Annotated in this window: 12 protein-coding genes; 3 read left to right on the top strand and 9 right to left on the bottom strand. The window is 68.5% G+C overall.

All coding sequences use genetic code 11. The annotated features are described in order from the left end of the window. Positions 1–11: 11 nt before the first annotated feature. Positions 12–1,082 (bottom strand): glycerophosphodiester phosphodiesterase family protein, encoded by a 1,071-nt coding sequence (locus tag ACFJGU_RS12315; RefSeq protein WP_382310354.1) that lies wholly within the window; start codon positions 1,080–1,082, stop codon positions 12–14. Between the two features lie 150 nt (positions 1,083–1,232). On the opposite strand from ACFJGU_RS12315, the gene ACFJGU_RS12310 reads away from it, so the two are divergent. Together ACFJGU_RS12310 and ACFJGU_RS12305 are read left to right on the top strand one after the other, a co-directional pair. Continuing rightward, positions 1,233–2,063 carry a Bax inhibitor-1/YccA family protein gene (locus tag ACFJGU_RS12310; RefSeq protein ID WP_382303803.1) on the top strand — a complete coding sequence of 277 codons (831 nt, stop codon included), beginning with the start codon at positions 1,233–1,235 and terminating at the stop codon, positions 2,061–2,063. A 52-nt stretch (positions 2,064–2,115) separates the two neighbouring features. Further along, positions 2,116–3,195 (top strand): DUF418 domain-containing protein, encoded by a 1,080-nt coding sequence (locus ACFJGU_RS12305; RefSeq protein ID WP_382303802.1) that lies wholly within the window; start codon positions 2,116–2,118, stop codon positions 3,193–3,195. Here the strand turns inward: ACFJGU_RS12305 and guaA are convergent. The 7 genes from guaA to ACFJGU_RS12270 all read right to left on the bottom strand — a co-directional run bounded on the left by guaA (position 3,179) and on the right by ACFJGU_RS12270 (position 11,088). Continuing rightward, the gene (guaA, locus tag ACFJGU_RS12300) at positions 3,179–4,741 is read right to left on the bottom strand and encodes a glutamine-hydrolyzing GMP synthase (RefSeq protein ID WP_382310352.1); all 1,563 of its coding nucleotides are present in this window, start codon (positions 4,739–4,741) and stop codon (positions 3,179–3,181) included. The two genes, ACFJGU_RS12305 and guaA, sit on opposite strands and share 17 nt — an antisense overlap. A gap of 28 nt (positions 4,742–4,769) precedes the next feature. Then, on the bottom strand, positions 4,770–5,219 hold the full coding sequence (locus tag ACFJGU_RS12295) for a DUF3817 domain-containing protein (RefSeq protein ID WP_382303801.1): 450 nt from the start codon (positions 5,217–5,219) through the stop codon (positions 4,770–4,772). Positions 5,220–5,224: 5 nt separating this feature from the next. Next, positions 5,225–6,046 (bottom strand): SURF1 family cytochrome oxidase biogenesis protein, encoded by an 822-nt coding sequence (locus tag ACFJGU_RS12290; RefSeq protein ID WP_382303800.1) that lies wholly within the window; start codon positions 6,044–6,046, stop codon positions 5,225–5,227. After that, positions 6,043–7,512, bottom strand: a complete 1,470-nt coding sequence (locus ACFJGU_RS12285; protein ID WP_382303799.1) for a cation:proton antiporter — start codon at positions 7,510–7,512, stop codon at positions 6,043–6,045. Before ACFJGU_RS12285 ends, ACFJGU_RS12290 begins: the two co-directional genes overlap by 4 nt. A 12-nt stretch (positions 7,513–7,524) precedes the next feature. Then, positions 7,525–8,055 (bottom strand): cation:proton antiporter regulatory subunit, encoded by a 531-nt coding sequence (locus ACFJGU_RS12280; protein WP_382303798.1) that lies wholly within the window; start codon positions 8,053–8,055, stop codon positions 7,525–7,527. 133 nt (positions 8,056–8,188) lie between these two features. After that, on the bottom strand, positions 8,189–9,919 hold the full coding sequence (locus ACFJGU_RS12275; RefSeq protein WP_382303797.1) for a glycerol-3-phosphate dehydrogenase/oxidase: 1,731 nt from the start codon (positions 9,917–9,919) through the stop codon (positions 8,189–8,191). A gap of 50 nt (positions 9,920–9,969) precedes the next feature. Continuing rightward, the gene (locus ACFJGU_RS12270) at positions 9,970–11,088 is read right to left on the bottom strand and encodes a GuaB3 family IMP dehydrogenase-related protein (protein ID WP_382310350.1); all 1,119 of its coding nucleotides are present in this window, start codon (positions 11,086–11,088) and stop codon (positions 9,970–9,972) included. A gap of 60 nt (positions 11,089–11,148) precedes the next feature. Here ACFJGU_RS12270 and ACFJGU_RS12265 point away from each other — a divergent pair, with 60 nt between their 5' ends. Next, positions 11,149–13,113: an NHL repeat-containing protein gene (locus tag ACFJGU_RS12265; RefSeq protein ID WP_382303796.1), complete on the top strand. Its 1,965-nt coding sequence runs from the start codon at positions 11,149–11,151 to the stop codon at positions 13,111–13,113. 20 nt (positions 13,114–13,133) lie between these two features. Here ACFJGU_RS12265 and guaB read toward each other — a convergent pair whose 3' ends face one another. Next, positions 13,134–14,636 carry an IMP dehydrogenase gene (gene guaB, locus ACFJGU_RS12260; protein ID WP_382303795.1) on the bottom strand — a complete coding sequence of 501 codons (1,503 nt, stop codon included), beginning with the start codon at positions 14,634–14,636 and terminating at the stop codon, positions 13,134–13,136. Positions 14,637–14,799: the final 163 nt, after the last annotated feature.

The following is a 14,799-nucleotide window of genomic DNA, read 5'->3' as shown; positions in this document are numbered from 1 at the left end:
CTGCACCAAGTTTAGGCCGCGCCACCGACAGTGCCGCGTGCGGAGACCGCCAGATCGGGCTGGTCGGCGAAGACGCCGTCGACTCCGGTGGCGAGGATGGCGCGGAACTCCTGTTCCCACTGTCCGAACGCCGCTTTGTCGTGTCCCGTCCGGAAGTTGCGGGGCAGAAAGCGGTTCTCGGCGCGGAGCGTCCAGGTGAACACCTGCAGGCCCGCCGCGTGCGCCCGGCTCACGATGTCCGAGCTGCGGTGCGCGGCACCGGCGAGATCGCGGGGCATGATGATCGACTTGTCGACGCTGATCCCGTCGACCTCGCCCGTCAAGGCCGCCAGCCCGGCGTCGGTGAGGTGGGAGGCGTAGTCGGGCGCGCGGGAACCCTCGCGGGCCACCACATCCAAGGGGGCGCCGCCGTCCTCGATGAGATAGGTGTAGAGCGCGGGCAATCCACGCCGTCGCAGCTGGAGCAGCACCGTCTTCTCGAAGCTCTCGATGACGAGGCGATCCGCTCGATCGGCCCACCCCGAGTCCGCCAGTTCAGCCGCAACGATCTCTCCGAGCGGCAATCCGATCGAGTCGAAGTAGGTGGCGTGCTTCAGCTCGACGACGGCCGACGGCCGATCCGTCGCGATGCCGGGCGCCTCCGTTTGGGCGGGGCCGCCGGGCGCGTCCGCCTCGGCTTCGTCGACGATGCGCAGCACGTCGGAGAGTCGCAGCAGCCCGAACCGCCCGTCGAAGCTCGCGCTCGAGGGCCGAACGGCGGGCAGCCGCTCTCTCGCCCGGAGCGTCTGCAGCTCGGGCCAGGTGAAGTCCTCGGTGAACCAGCCGGTCTGCGGCCGGCCGTCGATCTCCTTGGTGGTGCGGCGATCGGCGAACTCGGGATGCGCCGACACGTCGGTCGTGCCCGAGATCTCGTTCTCGTGCCGCACCACGGGGACCCCGTCGCGTGACACCACGACGTCGGGCTCGATGGCATCGGCACCCAACCCGAAGGCCAACTCGTAGGCCGACTCGGTGTGTTCGGGGCGGTAGCCGCTCGCGCCGCGATGGCCGATGACGAGAGGATGCGCACCCAGGAAATCCATCACGCTGACACGCTACGCCGAACACGTCGGAGGCCCCTGCATCCCGCCTGGTATGCGGCGGGAATTCGGCGGACTGCCAGTGAGTTCCTGGTGAGGGTGCACTAAGTTAGAGGTGTCCACGTTCACGTTCCCCACACAGAAGAGACTGACATGGCTGAAGCGTCTTCGAGTAACCCCGCCTTCTCACGAAATCCGGTGTTCAACGGCAAGGGCGCCCCCGCGCAGGTTCCCACCATCTCGGCCGAGGGTCTGCAGACCATGTACGACCGCCCGGCGGCCACTCCCGCCGAGACCGACCGGATGAGCTACGAAGACACGATCGTCAAGACCGTGCTCATGTTCGTCGTGCTGCTCGCGACGGCGGCCGTCGGCTTCATCGCCAACTTCCCGGTTCCCACCGTGCTCGGCCTCGGCCTCATGATCGGCGGCGTCATCGGCGGCTTGGTCTTCGGGCTCATCAACGCGTTCAAGAAAGAGCCGTCGGTTCCGCTGATCATGCTCTACGCGGCCTTCGAGGGGCTCGCGATCGGCGCCATCTCCGGCTTCTTCGAGTCGCAGTGGTCGGGCATCGTGCTGCAGGCGGTTCTGGCCACGCTCGCCGTCTTCGGTGTCACGCTGGCGCTGTTCGCGAGCGGGAAGGTCCGCGCCTCCAAGCGCGCCACCAAGATCTTCCTCATCGCGATCGTCGGGTACGGCCTGTTCTCGCTGCTCAACTTCGTGCTGATGATCTCGGGCGTCGTCACCGACCCGTGGGGCCTCCGCGGGGCCACGATCGGCGGCTTCCCCATCGGCATCATCATCGGCCTCTTCGCCGTGATCCTCGCGGCCTACTCGCTGGTGCTCGACTTCGACGCCATCCAGAAGGGTGTGCGCGCCGGCGCTCCCCGCAAGTACGGCTGGTCGGCCGCGTTCGGCCTGGTGCTGACCCTGGTCTGGCTCTACCTCGAGCTGCTGCGCATCATTGCGATCTTCCGAAGCTGACGCGCTGACCGAGCCGCCACCCACGAGGCATCGAGAGAACGGGGTCATCCGGATGGATGGCCCCGTTCCGCGTTCCGGGCGCATCATCGGCCTCGATGTCGCCCGCGGTCTCGCGCTCATCGGCATGCTCTTCGCCCACACCGTGCCCGAGACCGACGCCGAGACCGTCTTCGACGGCCGCTCGTCGATCCTCTTCGCGGTCATCGCCGGCGTCTCGATCGGCCTGATGACCGGGGGTCGGAAGGGCGTCGCGCCGGATGGCCGCGGTCGCGCCGCCCGCGTCGTCGCCCTCCGCGGCCTGGTGCTGATCATCTTCGGGATCGCCCTCACCGCTTTCGACACCCCGATCGCGATCATCCTGGACACCTACGGCTTCCTCTTCCTCCTCGCGATCCCCCTGCTCTACGTGCCTCGCTGGGTGATAGCGGCCGTTGCCGCTGCGGCCGCGGTGCTCGGCCCTGTCGTGGTCACGGCCATCGGCGACGCGATCGACGGCGCCACCGGCCGAACCGCGGTCGTGCTCGACAGCGTGTGGCTGTACTTCCCCGAGCGGTGGCTGGACGGCACCTATCCCGCGCCCGTCTGGGTCGCCTACATCGCGATCGGCCTGCTCATCGCACGTTCGGGCATCCGTCGGCCCGCCGTGCAATTCGCTCTCGTGGTCGTCGGTGGCCTCGCCGCTCTGGCCGGTTACGCGGTCGCGGCCGTTCTCGGCCCGCCGGTGCTCGCGCACGACGACTCGACCGCAGAGGTGATCGCTTCCGGAGGTGCAACGGTCGCCGTCATCGGCGTCCTGGTCTGGCTCTCGGAGTCGACGCCCGAGCGGGTGCGCCGCGTTTCCGCCCGCATCCTGTGGCCGATCTCCTCGGCCGGTTCGATGCCGCTCACGGTCTACAGCGCACAGATCGTCGTGCTCTGGCTCTACATCGAGAACGTTCCGCACCAGGGCCTGCTCGGCTGGCAGAACCTGCCCCTGTTCTTCGCCCTCGCGATCCCCACGCTCGTGGTCACGGGCCTGTGGCGGTTGCGCTTCGAGCAGGGCCCCCTGGAATGGCTCGTCAGCCGTGTGACGACACAGCGCCCGTGGCGGACGAATCCACCACGGGCGCCGGAGGTCACTCCCACTCGATAGTGCCCGGGGGCTTCGACGTCACGTCGAGCACCACGCGGTTCACGCCCGAGACCTCGTTGGTGATGCGGTTCGAGATCCGCGCGAGCACGTCGTAGGGCAGGCGCGTCCAGTCCGCCGTCATCGCGTCTTCACTGGAGACCGGACGCAGCACGATCGGATGGCCGTAGGTGCGGCCGTCGCCCTGCACGCCCACCGAGCGCACGTCGGCGAGGAGCACCACGGGGCACTGCCAGATCTCGGTGTCGAGGCCGGCGGCGGTGAGCTCGGCGCGCACGATCGCATCCGCCTTGCGGAGCAGTTCGAGGCGCTCGAAGGTGACCTCGCCGACGATGCGGATGCCCAGCCCGGGACCGGGGAACGGCTGGCGCCCCACGATCTCCTCGGGGAGCCCGAGCTCGCGACCGATGGCACGCACCTCGTCTTTGAAGAGCGCACGAAGCGGCTCCACCAGCTCGAACTGCAGGTCTTCGGGCAGGCCCCCCACGTTGTGGTGGCTCTTGATGTTAGCCGTGCCGCTGCCACCGCCCGACTCCACCACGTCGGGGTAGAGCGTGCCCTGCACGAGGAAACGGATGGGGTCGCCGTCGGCGGCCGCCTCGGCCACCAAGTCGGCCTGCGCCTGCTCGAAGGTGCGGATGAACTCGCGCCCGATGATCTTGCGCTTCTGCTCCGGGTCGCTCACGCCCTCGAGGGCGGTGAGGAAGCGCTCCCGCGCGTCGATCGTGACGAGCCGCACGCCGGTGGACTTCACGTAGTCCTCTTCGACCTGCCGACGCTCACCCTCACGGAGCAGTCCGTGGTCGACGAAGACGCAGACCAGCTGATCGCCCACGGCCTCGTGCACGAGGGCGCCGGCCACTGCCGAGTCGACGCCGCCCGAGAGCGCGCAGATCACCCGACCGGTGCCGACCTGCGCACGGATGGCGGCGACCTGGTCGGCGATGACGTTGCCCGGGTTCCAGTCGGCGGGGATGCCGGCGGCATCGTGCAGGAAGTTCTCGATGAGATCCTGTCCGAACTGGGTGTGCTTCACCTCGGGGTGCCACTGCACGCCGTAGAGGCCCCGGGAAGGGTTGGCGAAGGCGGCGACCGGGGTCGACGCCGTGCTGGCGAGCACGTCGAAGCCTTCCGGCGCCTGCACCACGGAGTCGCCGTGGCTCATCCACACCGTCTGTGCGGGTGGCTGCTCGGCGAGCAGCGAGCCACCGTCGCCGCCGATCGCCATGTCGGTGGAGCCGTACTCGCGGGCACCGGTCTGCGCCACCTCGCCGCCGAGGGCACGGGCCATCACCTGGAAGCCGTAGCAGATGCCCATCACGGGCACACCGAGTTCGAAGATCTCGGCGTCGAAAGCGGGCGCACCCTCTTCGTAGACGCTGGAAGGTCCGCCGCTCAGCACGATCCCCACAGGGTTCTTCGCCGCCACCTCGGCCGCGCTGATGTCGTGCGGAACGATCTCGGAGTAGACGCTCGCTTCACGAACGCGGCGCGCGATGAGCTGCGCGTACTGCGCGCCGAAGTCGACGACGAGAACGGGACGAGTCAGTTCCTCGTGGTCAGGGGTGTCTGATCCGCTAATTGGATGCCTCCACTGGTTGGGGTGCGGCGGCCTCGGCTTCGCGCGCGGCGAGGTAGGCCTTGACCTCGCGGGCGATACGCGCCTCGAGGAAGAAGGAGAGGAAGGGGATGACGCCGCCGAGTGCGATGACGATGAATCGCAGGAACGGCCAGCGCATCAGGCTCCACAGACGGAAGTCGGAGAAGAGGTACACCACGTAGAACCAGCCGTGGACGATGAGGATGCCGAGGCTGATGTTCACGGCGACGGTGGTGCCCTCGGGCACGAACGCCAGGAACCCCTGCGGGCCGCCGAGTTCGAGTTCGAGTCCGATCGGGGTGTACTTCAGCAGCATCTCGGCGCAGAGCAGAAGGAGCAGCGTTCCGGTGATGATCGAGGCCACCTGGTAGAACTTCAGGGCTCCGCGGATGCGCGGGAAGTCCTTCAACTTGGGTGCGAGAGCCATGGAAACTAGCCTACCCGCGCATCCGGAGCGTTATCTGCGGCTTCCTCCAGCTCGCGCTCCCAGGCGTCGCGCACCAAACGGTACCAGAGGTAGATGGCGAAGCCGGCGAACACCACCCACTCGGCGGCGTAGAAGATGTTGAGCCAGTTGAGCTCCACCGACCGCTGCGGTTCGGGTGAGGAGATCGTGTCGAGGCCGGCCGGCGGGGCGTCGGTCACGACGTAGCCGCCGTAGACGTCGGCGGCCTGGTCGAACTCCGCCCAGCGGTTGATGAGGGAGGACACCGACATCGTGGTCTGAAGCGGACCGCCGGTGAGCGACTCCACCCCCACGAGCGGCTTCTGGTCGTCGGAGAGCACGGGGGCCTCGGTGGGCAGGTAGCGCCCGACGAGCGTTTCGGACACCGACGCACCGGCGTCGGCGCCAAGGGCCCGCGCGGTGGAGAGGGCCGTGTCGGCATCCGCCGTCCAGCCGAGGGCCACGGCGAGGTAGGTGTCGGCCGGGCTGTCGACCGCGAACTGCCCGATCACCCAGAAACCGGCTGACCCGTCGTTGAGCCGATCGCCCAGCACGTCGTACCCGCTCGCCACGTAGTGCCCGGCGACGGTGACGCGCTGCGCGGCCTGCGTCTCGACCACCGGAGCCTGCGGCTGGGCGACCTCGCCGAGTGGACGGACCTGTTCCGTCTGATCGTTGACGACCGTGCCGGTCGAGACGGCGCGATCGAGCTGCCATTGCCCGAGCGCGGCGAAACCGGCCGCGACCGCGAGGGCCAGCACGAGGGTCGCGATCCAGCGCGGCCGCCGCATGACGCTGAAGATGCTCAATACTCGCTGTCTCTCGCTCGGTGGTTCTGCTCGTCGGACTGCTGCATCGCCTGTTCGATCAGGCGGTCGACGTTCGCGCGGTCGGGCTCGGCCAGGTCGTCCTCGTCTCCGAGGTCGAGCCCGGTGTCGGCGTCGACGACGGATGCCGCGACACCTGCGCCGCCCGCGCTCCCCGTCGCGCCCGGTCCGCCGCCGTAGGCCGCGGGGATCTCGTCGAGTTCGCCGCGGCTCTCCCCCTCCATCAGCGCGATGGCCTCCGCCGCTTCGGCCGAACGCGCCTTCGCCACGGCCTGCTTCTTCTTGGTGCGCAGCACCACGGCGCCGATCTTCTCGGAGTTGACGGCGAGGATCGGTCCCATGATCGCCATGATAAGCACGTAGAGTCCGGCGAAAGGCTGGATGCGCGAGTCGAGCCCGGCGGCCAGCGCGAGGGTCGCGAGGATGAGCGCGAACTCGCCGCGGTTCTGCAGGATGGCCGCCGTGTTGATACCCGCCTGCGGCCCGAGCCCGTTCAGCCAGGCCACGAACTGACCGGCGATGATGTTGAGCACCATCGTCATCACCACCGCGATCACCACCGGCAGGATGACCTCCGGGAACTTCGTGGGGTCGAGCCCCAATCCGAAGTTGAGGAAGAAGAAGGCGCCGAACACGTCGCGCAACGGGATGGCGATCTGCTCGATGCGGTTGCGGTAGCGGGTGGCGCCGAGCACGAGCCCGATCAGGAACGCGCCGATCGCATCCGTCACGCCGAGGATCTCGCCCAGACCGCCGAACATGATGGCGAGCCCGAAGAACAGGATGGTGAACAGCTCGTCGTCCTTGGTGCGGAACAGGCGCGACACCACCCGGCCGCCCCAGCGCGCCACGGCGAACATGACGATCAGGAAGACGAACGAGATGACGAGCTTCCCCACCACCGGCCAGATCTCGGTCTCGCCCGAGAGCACCACGGACACGATCGCCAGGTAGATGGCGATGAAGACGTCTTCGACCACGGTGACACCCAGGATCATCGGCGTCTCGCGGTTGGCCAGGCGGTTCAGCTCGATGAGCAGTTTCGTGACGATGGCGCTCGAGGATGTCGCGGTGATTCCCGCGATGACGAGCGCTTCACGGGTGCCCCACCCCACCAGGAACCCGAACGCGAACCCCACCACCATGTTGATGGCGATGTAGGAGCCACCGGAGATGATGAGCTTGCCGGCGTTGCTGAAGAACTCGTCCTGATCGAACTCCAGCCCGAGGTTGAAGAGCAGGAGGATCAGCCCGAAGACCGCGATCAACTCGATGTAGTCGCCGTGCACGAAGTTGATCGGGAACCAGCCGAAGTACGGACTGGCCAGGAGGCCCACGACCATGTAGATCGGAATGGCCGGGAGCCCGATGGACTTGCCCAGCCGCCCGAGGACATAGGCGATGACGAAGAGGACGCCGAGGACGAGGAGGTCGGGGCCTAGGTGCATGCGTCCGGCCGTCTAGATTCCGGGCGGACCGTCGACCGCGACCTTCGCTTTGGCCGCACCGGTCCGGAAGAAGTTGAACGCCTTGGCCACCTTCTCGGGCGAGCCCGCGACGACGAGGGTGTCGCCGGGGAAGACCTTGAAGTCGGGGGCGGGGGCCGGGTTCGTGGAGTCGCCGCGCACGACCGCGACCACGGTGAGTCCGGCGATGCCGCGCTCGGCGGGGCTGCCGAGCGGCTGCCCGGCGATGTGGTCTTCGTAGTCGACCGTGAACCAGTCGATGCTGAGGCCCGGGATCTGGTCGAGCGCGGTGAGCGACTCGGTGATCTGGGTGCCGCCCAGGAGTTCGGCGAGGGTGTGCGCCTCATCTTCGGAGAGCCGCAGGGACACCTTCGTCACATCCGGACCGTCTCCGTCGTCGGCGAAGGTGATGAGGTCGCTGTGCCCGGACCGGTGGGCGATCACGCCCACCTTCCCCCCGTCGGAAGTGTAGAAGGTGTGCAGCACCCCCACTCCGGGAAGCTTCACTCGCCGAACGTCCACCATGTGCTGTCTCCTCAAGAAGTCGTCGCGATTGCGACACATCCATTTTAGGCCTGCCCGGCCGGGCCCCGGTCGGGCAGGCGTCAGCCTGTGGAGAACGGGCGGCGCATCCGCTCTGTGGAGAACGCCGCCGGGCTCAGTTCGTCTCGACGATGTCGGGCGCCTGCAGTCGCACGCGCTCCGCGGACTCGTCGTCGGGCTGCTCCTGGCTGGCCCGCTCGGCCCGCACCCGCTCGAGGTAGAAAGCCACCTCGCGCTCGGTCGTGTCGTCGTCCCATCCGAGCACGCGCGCCATCAGCGCGGCGGCGACCGGCGCGGCCGAGACCCCGCGGTCCCAGGCCTCGATCGAGATGCGCGTGCGCCGGGCGAGCACGTCGTCGAGGTGCAGCGCGCTCTCGTGCGAGGCCGCGTACACGACCTCGGCACCGATGTAGTCGTCGGCGCCGGGAAGCGGATCGGCCAGCGTCGGATCCTCGAGGATGAGGTCGAGGAGCTCGTCGGTCAGCGTGCCGTAACGGTTCAGGAGATGCTCGATCCGCACCGTGTGGACGCCGAACTTGCGGGCGATCTTGGCGCGCTTGTTCCACGCCGCCTGGTATCCCTCCGCGCCGAGTAGCGCGATGTCCTGCGTCACTGAAGGCGAGATCTTGCCGTCGAGCGCCGAGACCGCCGCGTCGATGGCATCCTTCGCCATCACGCGATAGGTCGTCCACTTGCCGCCCGCGATCACCACGAGCCCGGGCACCGAGTGGGCCACCAGGTGCTCGCGAGAGAGCTTCGACGTCTGGTCGCTCTCCCCGGCCAGCAGCGGTCGCAGACCCGCGTAGACACCCTCCACGTCTTCCCGCGTCAGCGGCACGGCGAGCACTTTGTTCACGTGTTCGAGCAGGTAGTCGATGTCGGCGGCGGTGGCGGCCGGATGCGCCTTGTCGAGGTGCCAGTCGGTGTCGGTGGTGCCCACCAGCCAGTGCCGACCCCACGGGATCACGAAGAGCACGCTCTTCTCGGTGCGCAGCAGCAGCCCCGACTTGCCCTGGAAGCGGTCGCGCGGCACCACGAGGTGGATGCCCTTCGACGCCCGCACCTTGAACTGGCCGCGCTCGCCCACCATCGCCTGGGTGTCGTCGGTCCAGACACCCGTGGCGTTCACCACCTGCTTCGCGCGGATCTCGAACTTCTCACCGGTCTCGAGGTCGTGCGCGTTGACGCCCACGACCCGCTCACCGACCTTGATGAACCCTTCCACCTGCACCCGGCTGGCCACGTGGGCGCCGTACGACGCGGCGGTGCGGGCGAGGCTCGCGACATACCGCGCGTCGTCGACCTGCGCGTCGTAGTACGTGATGCCGCCGATCAGCGCGTCCTTCGCGAGGCTCGGCATGAGGGTCTGCACCTGTCGCCGGGAGAGGTGCCGGTGGTGCGGAACCCCGGGAGGACGACCGCCGGAGTAGGAGAAGATGTCGTAGAGGAGCATCCCGGCTCCCACGTAGGCCCGCTCGATCACGCGCTTCTGCAGCGGATACAGGAAGCGAACGGGCTTCACGAGGTGCGGCGCGATCCGCTGCAGCAGCAGGCCGCGTTCGATCAGCGCTTCCCGCACCAGCCGGAAGTCGAGCTGCTCGAGATAGCGGATGCCGCCGTGCACGAGCTTCGACGAACGGCTCGAGGTTCCGGAGGCCCAGTCCCGCGCCTCCACGAGACCCACCCGAAGACCGCGCGTGACGGCATCCAGGGCGCTGCCGGTGCCGACGATTCCGCCGCCCACGACGAGGATGTCCAGCTCTTTCGACTTGAGGGTCTCGATGGCCGCAGCGCGCTCCTCCGGGCCGATCTTCGTCGAGTGCGAAACCGAGGTCTTCGTTGCCATGGGACTCTCCTTCATCGCAGAGACAGGAACTGACTCCGTCAGTTCACACGCTAATCAACCCGGTAGGGAGCCACAACCACTTCGATGCGCTGGAACTCCTTGAGGTCGGAGTATCCCGTGGTCGCCATCGACCGGCGCAGCGCGCCGATCACGTTGGCGGTGCCGTCGGCCACCGGCGAGGGGCCGTAGAGGATCTGCTCGAGCGGCGCCACCTGGCCCACGTGCACCCGGTTCCCGCGGGGAAGCTGCGAGTGATACGCCTCGGGGCCCCAGTGCCAGCCGCCGCCGGGCGCATCCTCGGCGCGGGCGAGCGCGGTGCCGAGCATCACGGCATCCGCTCCCATCGCGATCGCCTTCACGATGTCGCCGGAGGTGCCCAGACCGCCGTCGGCGATGACGTGCACGTAGCGGCCGCCCGACTCGTCCATGTAGTCGCGGCGAGCACCGGCCACGTCGGCCACAGCGGTCGCCATGGGCGCGTGGATGCCGAGCGTGGCACGCGTGGTGGAGGCGGCTCCTCCGCCGAAACCGACCAGCACGCCGGCGGCGCCCGTGCGCATGAGGTGGAGTGCCGCCGTGTACGTGGCGGCGCCGCCGACGATCACGGGCACGTCGAGCTCGTAGATGAACTTCTTGAGGTTGAGCGGCTCGACGGTCTTCGACACGTGCTCGGCCGACACGGTGGTGCCGCGGATGACGAAGAGGTCGACCCCGGCGGCCACCACGGTCTCGTAGAGCTCCTGGGTGCGCTGCGGCGAGAGGGCGCCGGCGACGGTGACGCCGGAGGCCCGGATCTCGGCGAGCCGTGCGGTCACGAGCTCGGGCTTGATCGGCTCGGCGTAGATCTCCTGCATCCGCTGCATGGCCTTCGCCTCGGGCAGGGTGCGGATCTCCTCGAGGAGCGGCTCGGGGTCGTCGTAACGCGTCCAGAGGCCCTCGAGGTCGAGCACGCCGAGGCCGCCGAGCTGGCCGATCATGATCGCGGTGCGCGGTGACACGACGGAGTCCATGGGAGCGGCGAGCACCGGGATGTCGAAATGGTAGGCGTCGATGGACCAGTTCACCGAGACGTCTTGCGGGTCTCTCGTGCGACGCGATGGAACCACCGCGATGTCGTCGAAGGCGTAGACGCGACGCCCGCGCTTGGCACGGCCGATTTCAATTTCCATCACGCCTCATCCTATCCGGCGGGTCCGGCAATAGGATCGTCTCGAAAATTGGGGGAGATCTTGGCACTGCAGCGCGCCCATCGGCCGATCCGTTCCGTCGTCGTTCCGGGCGTCGTGCTCACGCTCGTCGCCGCGGGTCTGGCCGCCTGCACCACCGGCTCCGCCGCTGCGCCGCAGGCGACCGTCAGCGGGGTCGTGCAGCCGCTGGCGCCGCATCCGCAGGCCCACTCCTGGCGCGTCACGGCCTACGAGTCCGGGGACGACGGGCGGCGACCGACGAAGCTGGGCAGCGCCGAGACCTCCGACGGGGGCGTGTTCTCCGTTCCCCTCGAGAACGCCGAGGTGGCTGACGACGCCGTCGTCTATCTCGTCGTCGCACCCGACGGGCCGGCACAGAAGGGCGTGCTGGCCGCCGTCGTGGCCGATCCGTCGGCTCCGGAGAACCTCGCCGGCCTCGTCGTTAACGAGCGCACCACCGTCGCCACGGGTTTCGCCATGGCGCAGTTCGTGAGCGCCGACGGCATCGCCGGCACGGCGCCCGGTGTGGTGAACTCCGCCGGCATGGCGGGAAACCTGGTCGACCCGCGCACGGGCGAACTCGCCGAGGTGATCTCCTCGTCGCCGAACGGCTCCGAGACCTCCACCCTCCCCGCCTTCCAGTCGCTCGTGGGGATGCTGGCGGCCTGCGTGGGCGACGACGGCGCCTGCGCCACGCTCCTGGATGCCGCGACCCCCGCCGGAGGCGAGGAGCCCGTCGACACGTTCCGTGCCTTCGCGGCGATCGCGAAGCACCCGGCAGACTCCGTCATCCCCCTCTTCGACCTCGCTCAGCAGGGCGCGCTGCCGAGCCAACCGGGGCTCGCGGCGGCTCCGGATGCCTGGACCCTCGCGTTGCGCTTCGACGGTGACGGCCAGTCGCTCGACGGCCCGGGCAACTTCGCCATCGACAAGGCGGGCAACCTCTGGGTCAACAACAACTACCAGTACGGCGCCGACCCGAAAGACCCGGTGTGCTCCAGCGACGAGCTCTTCAAGTTCTCCCCCACCGGTCAGTTCACCGACGGGTCGCCCTACAGCGGCGGCGGGCTGAGCGGATCGGGCTTCGGCGTGGTGATCGACCCAGCCACGAGCAACGTGTGGGTGAGCAACTACGGCTTCGCCGCTCCCGCGCCCGAATGCCCCACCGACCAGCAGCCCCCGCACGACAGCGTCTCGATCTTCACCTCCGACGGCACCGCGCTCACGGGCGACGCCGGCATCACGGCCGGCGCGCTGAACTGGCCCCAGGGCACGATCTTCGCCGACGACGGATCGGTCTGGTTCACCAATTGCAACACCAGCACGATCACGGTCTATCCGGATGCCGATCCCGATCGCGCCGAGACCCTCGACGGCCTCGGACTCCAGCAGCCCTTCGGCATCGTCGACAACGGCAGCAACATCTTCGTGGCGGGCACCGCCAACAGCACCCTGGCCATCCTCGACCACGACGGCACACCGATCTCGGGATCGCCGTTCACCGGTTCAGGCCTCGACCGCCCGATGGGCGTCGCCGCGGACGACGCCGGCAACGTCTGGATCGCGAACTCGGGCGCGATCACCCTCCCCTGCCCCGACCGGCCGGAGCCGGGCCCGCCGGCCACGGGCTCCGTCTCCTATGTCGACAAGGCCACCAGGCAGCTCCTCGGCCCGTTCCAGGGCGGTGGAGTCACGACACCCTGGGGCATCGCCACCGACGGCGACGGCAACGTCTGGGTCGCCGAGTTCTCCGGGCAACGCCTGGTCGCCTTCTGCGGCGCCGACCCCTCGACCTGCCCGCCGGGCTCGAGCACCGGCAGCCCGATCTCCCCCGCAGACACCGGTTACTCCTTCGACGGCCTCGACCGCAGCACAGGCGTGGCCATCGACCCCTCGGGCAACGTCTGGGTCACCAACAACTGGCAACTCGACCCCCAACCCACCAACCCCGGCGGCCACGAAATCGTGGCCTTCCTAGGCCTAGCCACCCCCGTCCCCGGCACCTGACCAGCGCGGCGCCGGCCGGGCTAACGGCGGTAGTTGGGTGCCTCGACGACCATCTGCACGTCGTGCGGGTGCGATTCCTTGAGGCCGGCGGCGGTGATGCGCACGAACTTGCCCTTGGCCTTGAGCTCCGGGATGGTGCGCGCGCCGGTGTAGAACATCGACTGACGCAGCCCCCCGGCCAGCTGGTACGCCACGTTCGCGAGCGGTCCGCGGTAGGGCACCTGGCCCTCGATGCCCTCGGCGATCAGCTTGTCGTCGGACGGGACGTCGGACTGGAAGTAGCGGTCCTTCGAGTACGAGGTCTTCTCGCCGCGCGTCTGCAGGGCGCCGAGCGATCCCATGCCGCGGTAGTTCTTGAACTGCTTGCCGTTGACGAACACGAGGTCGCCGGGGCTCTCGTCGCAGCCGGCGAGCAGCGAACCGAGCATGACGGTGTCGGCACCGGCCACGAGCGCCTTCGCGATGTCGCCCGAGTACTGCAGGCCGCCGTCGGCGATCACCGGGACCCCGGATTCGCGCGCGGCGAGCGACGCTTCGTAGACCGCGGTCACCTGCGGCACACCGACACCGGCGACGACGCGAGTCGTGCAGATCGAGCCCGGCCCCACGCCCACCTTGATGGCGTCGGCCCCCGCGTCCACGAGCGCCTGAGCGCCCGAACGCGTGGCCACGTTGCCGCCGATCACGTCGACGTCCTTGAACGCGGAGTCGCTCTTCAGCCGGCGGATGATGTCGAGTACGCCTGCGCTGTCGCCGTTCGCGGTGTCGACCACGATCACATCGACCCCCGCGTCGAGGAGGTTGGTCGCGCGCTGCCAGGCGTCGCCGAAGAAGCCGATCGCGGCGCCGACGCGCAGGCGCCCCGCCGCATCCTTCGTGGCGTTCGGGTACTTCTCGCTCTTGTCGAAGTCCTTCACGGTGATGAGACCCGAGAGCCGGCCCGCGTCGTCGACGATCGGGAGCTTCTCGATCTTGTGCTGCGCGAAGATCGCGATCGCGTCATCCGGATCGACACCGACCCGGGCGGTGATCAACGGCATCTTCGTCATCACGTCGCGCACGAGGGTGGTCGACTTCTCGAACGGGGAGACGAAGCGCATGTCGCGGTTGGTGACGATGCCCACGAGCACACCCTGCCCGTCGACGACCGGCAGACCCGAGACCCGGTAGAGCCCGCAGAGGGCGTCGACCTCGGCCACGGTGGCGTCCGGAGTCGTGGTGACCGGATCGGTGACCATGCCCGACTCGCTCCGCTTCACGCGGTCGACCTGCTCGGCCTGGTCGATGATCGAGAGATTGCGGTGCAGTACACCGAGGCCGCCCTGGCGGGCCATGGCCACGGCCATCCGCGACTCCGTCACCGTGTCCATCGCCGCGGAGAGCAGCGGAGTGGCCACCTGGATGCGCTTGGTCAGCCGCGAGGTCGTATCGGCCTCGCTCGGGATGACGTCGGTATGGCCGGGCAGCAGCATCACGTCGTCATAGGTCAGTCCGACAAAACCGAACGGATCCGGCTGGTCCATAGTTCTCCCTCGCGCGCGATTGCTTGTTCCAATCGTAACCGTTAGGAAGTGGGCGGTATTCCGTGTAGAAATGACGGACGTCGGATTAGATGGCCAGTTGAAACACCGTGGACACAATTCGAATGTATGGTCTAGCAATGTCGCTACGACCATAGACACGGAG

This window comes from Herbiconiux sp. UC225_62, assembly GCF_042694625.1.
GTDB lineage: Bacteria > Actinomycetota > Actinomycetes > Actinomycetales > Microbacteriaceae > Herbiconiux.
Note: the sequence above shows the minus strand (reverse complement) of the source record. Positions and strands in the feature narration are given on the sequence as shown.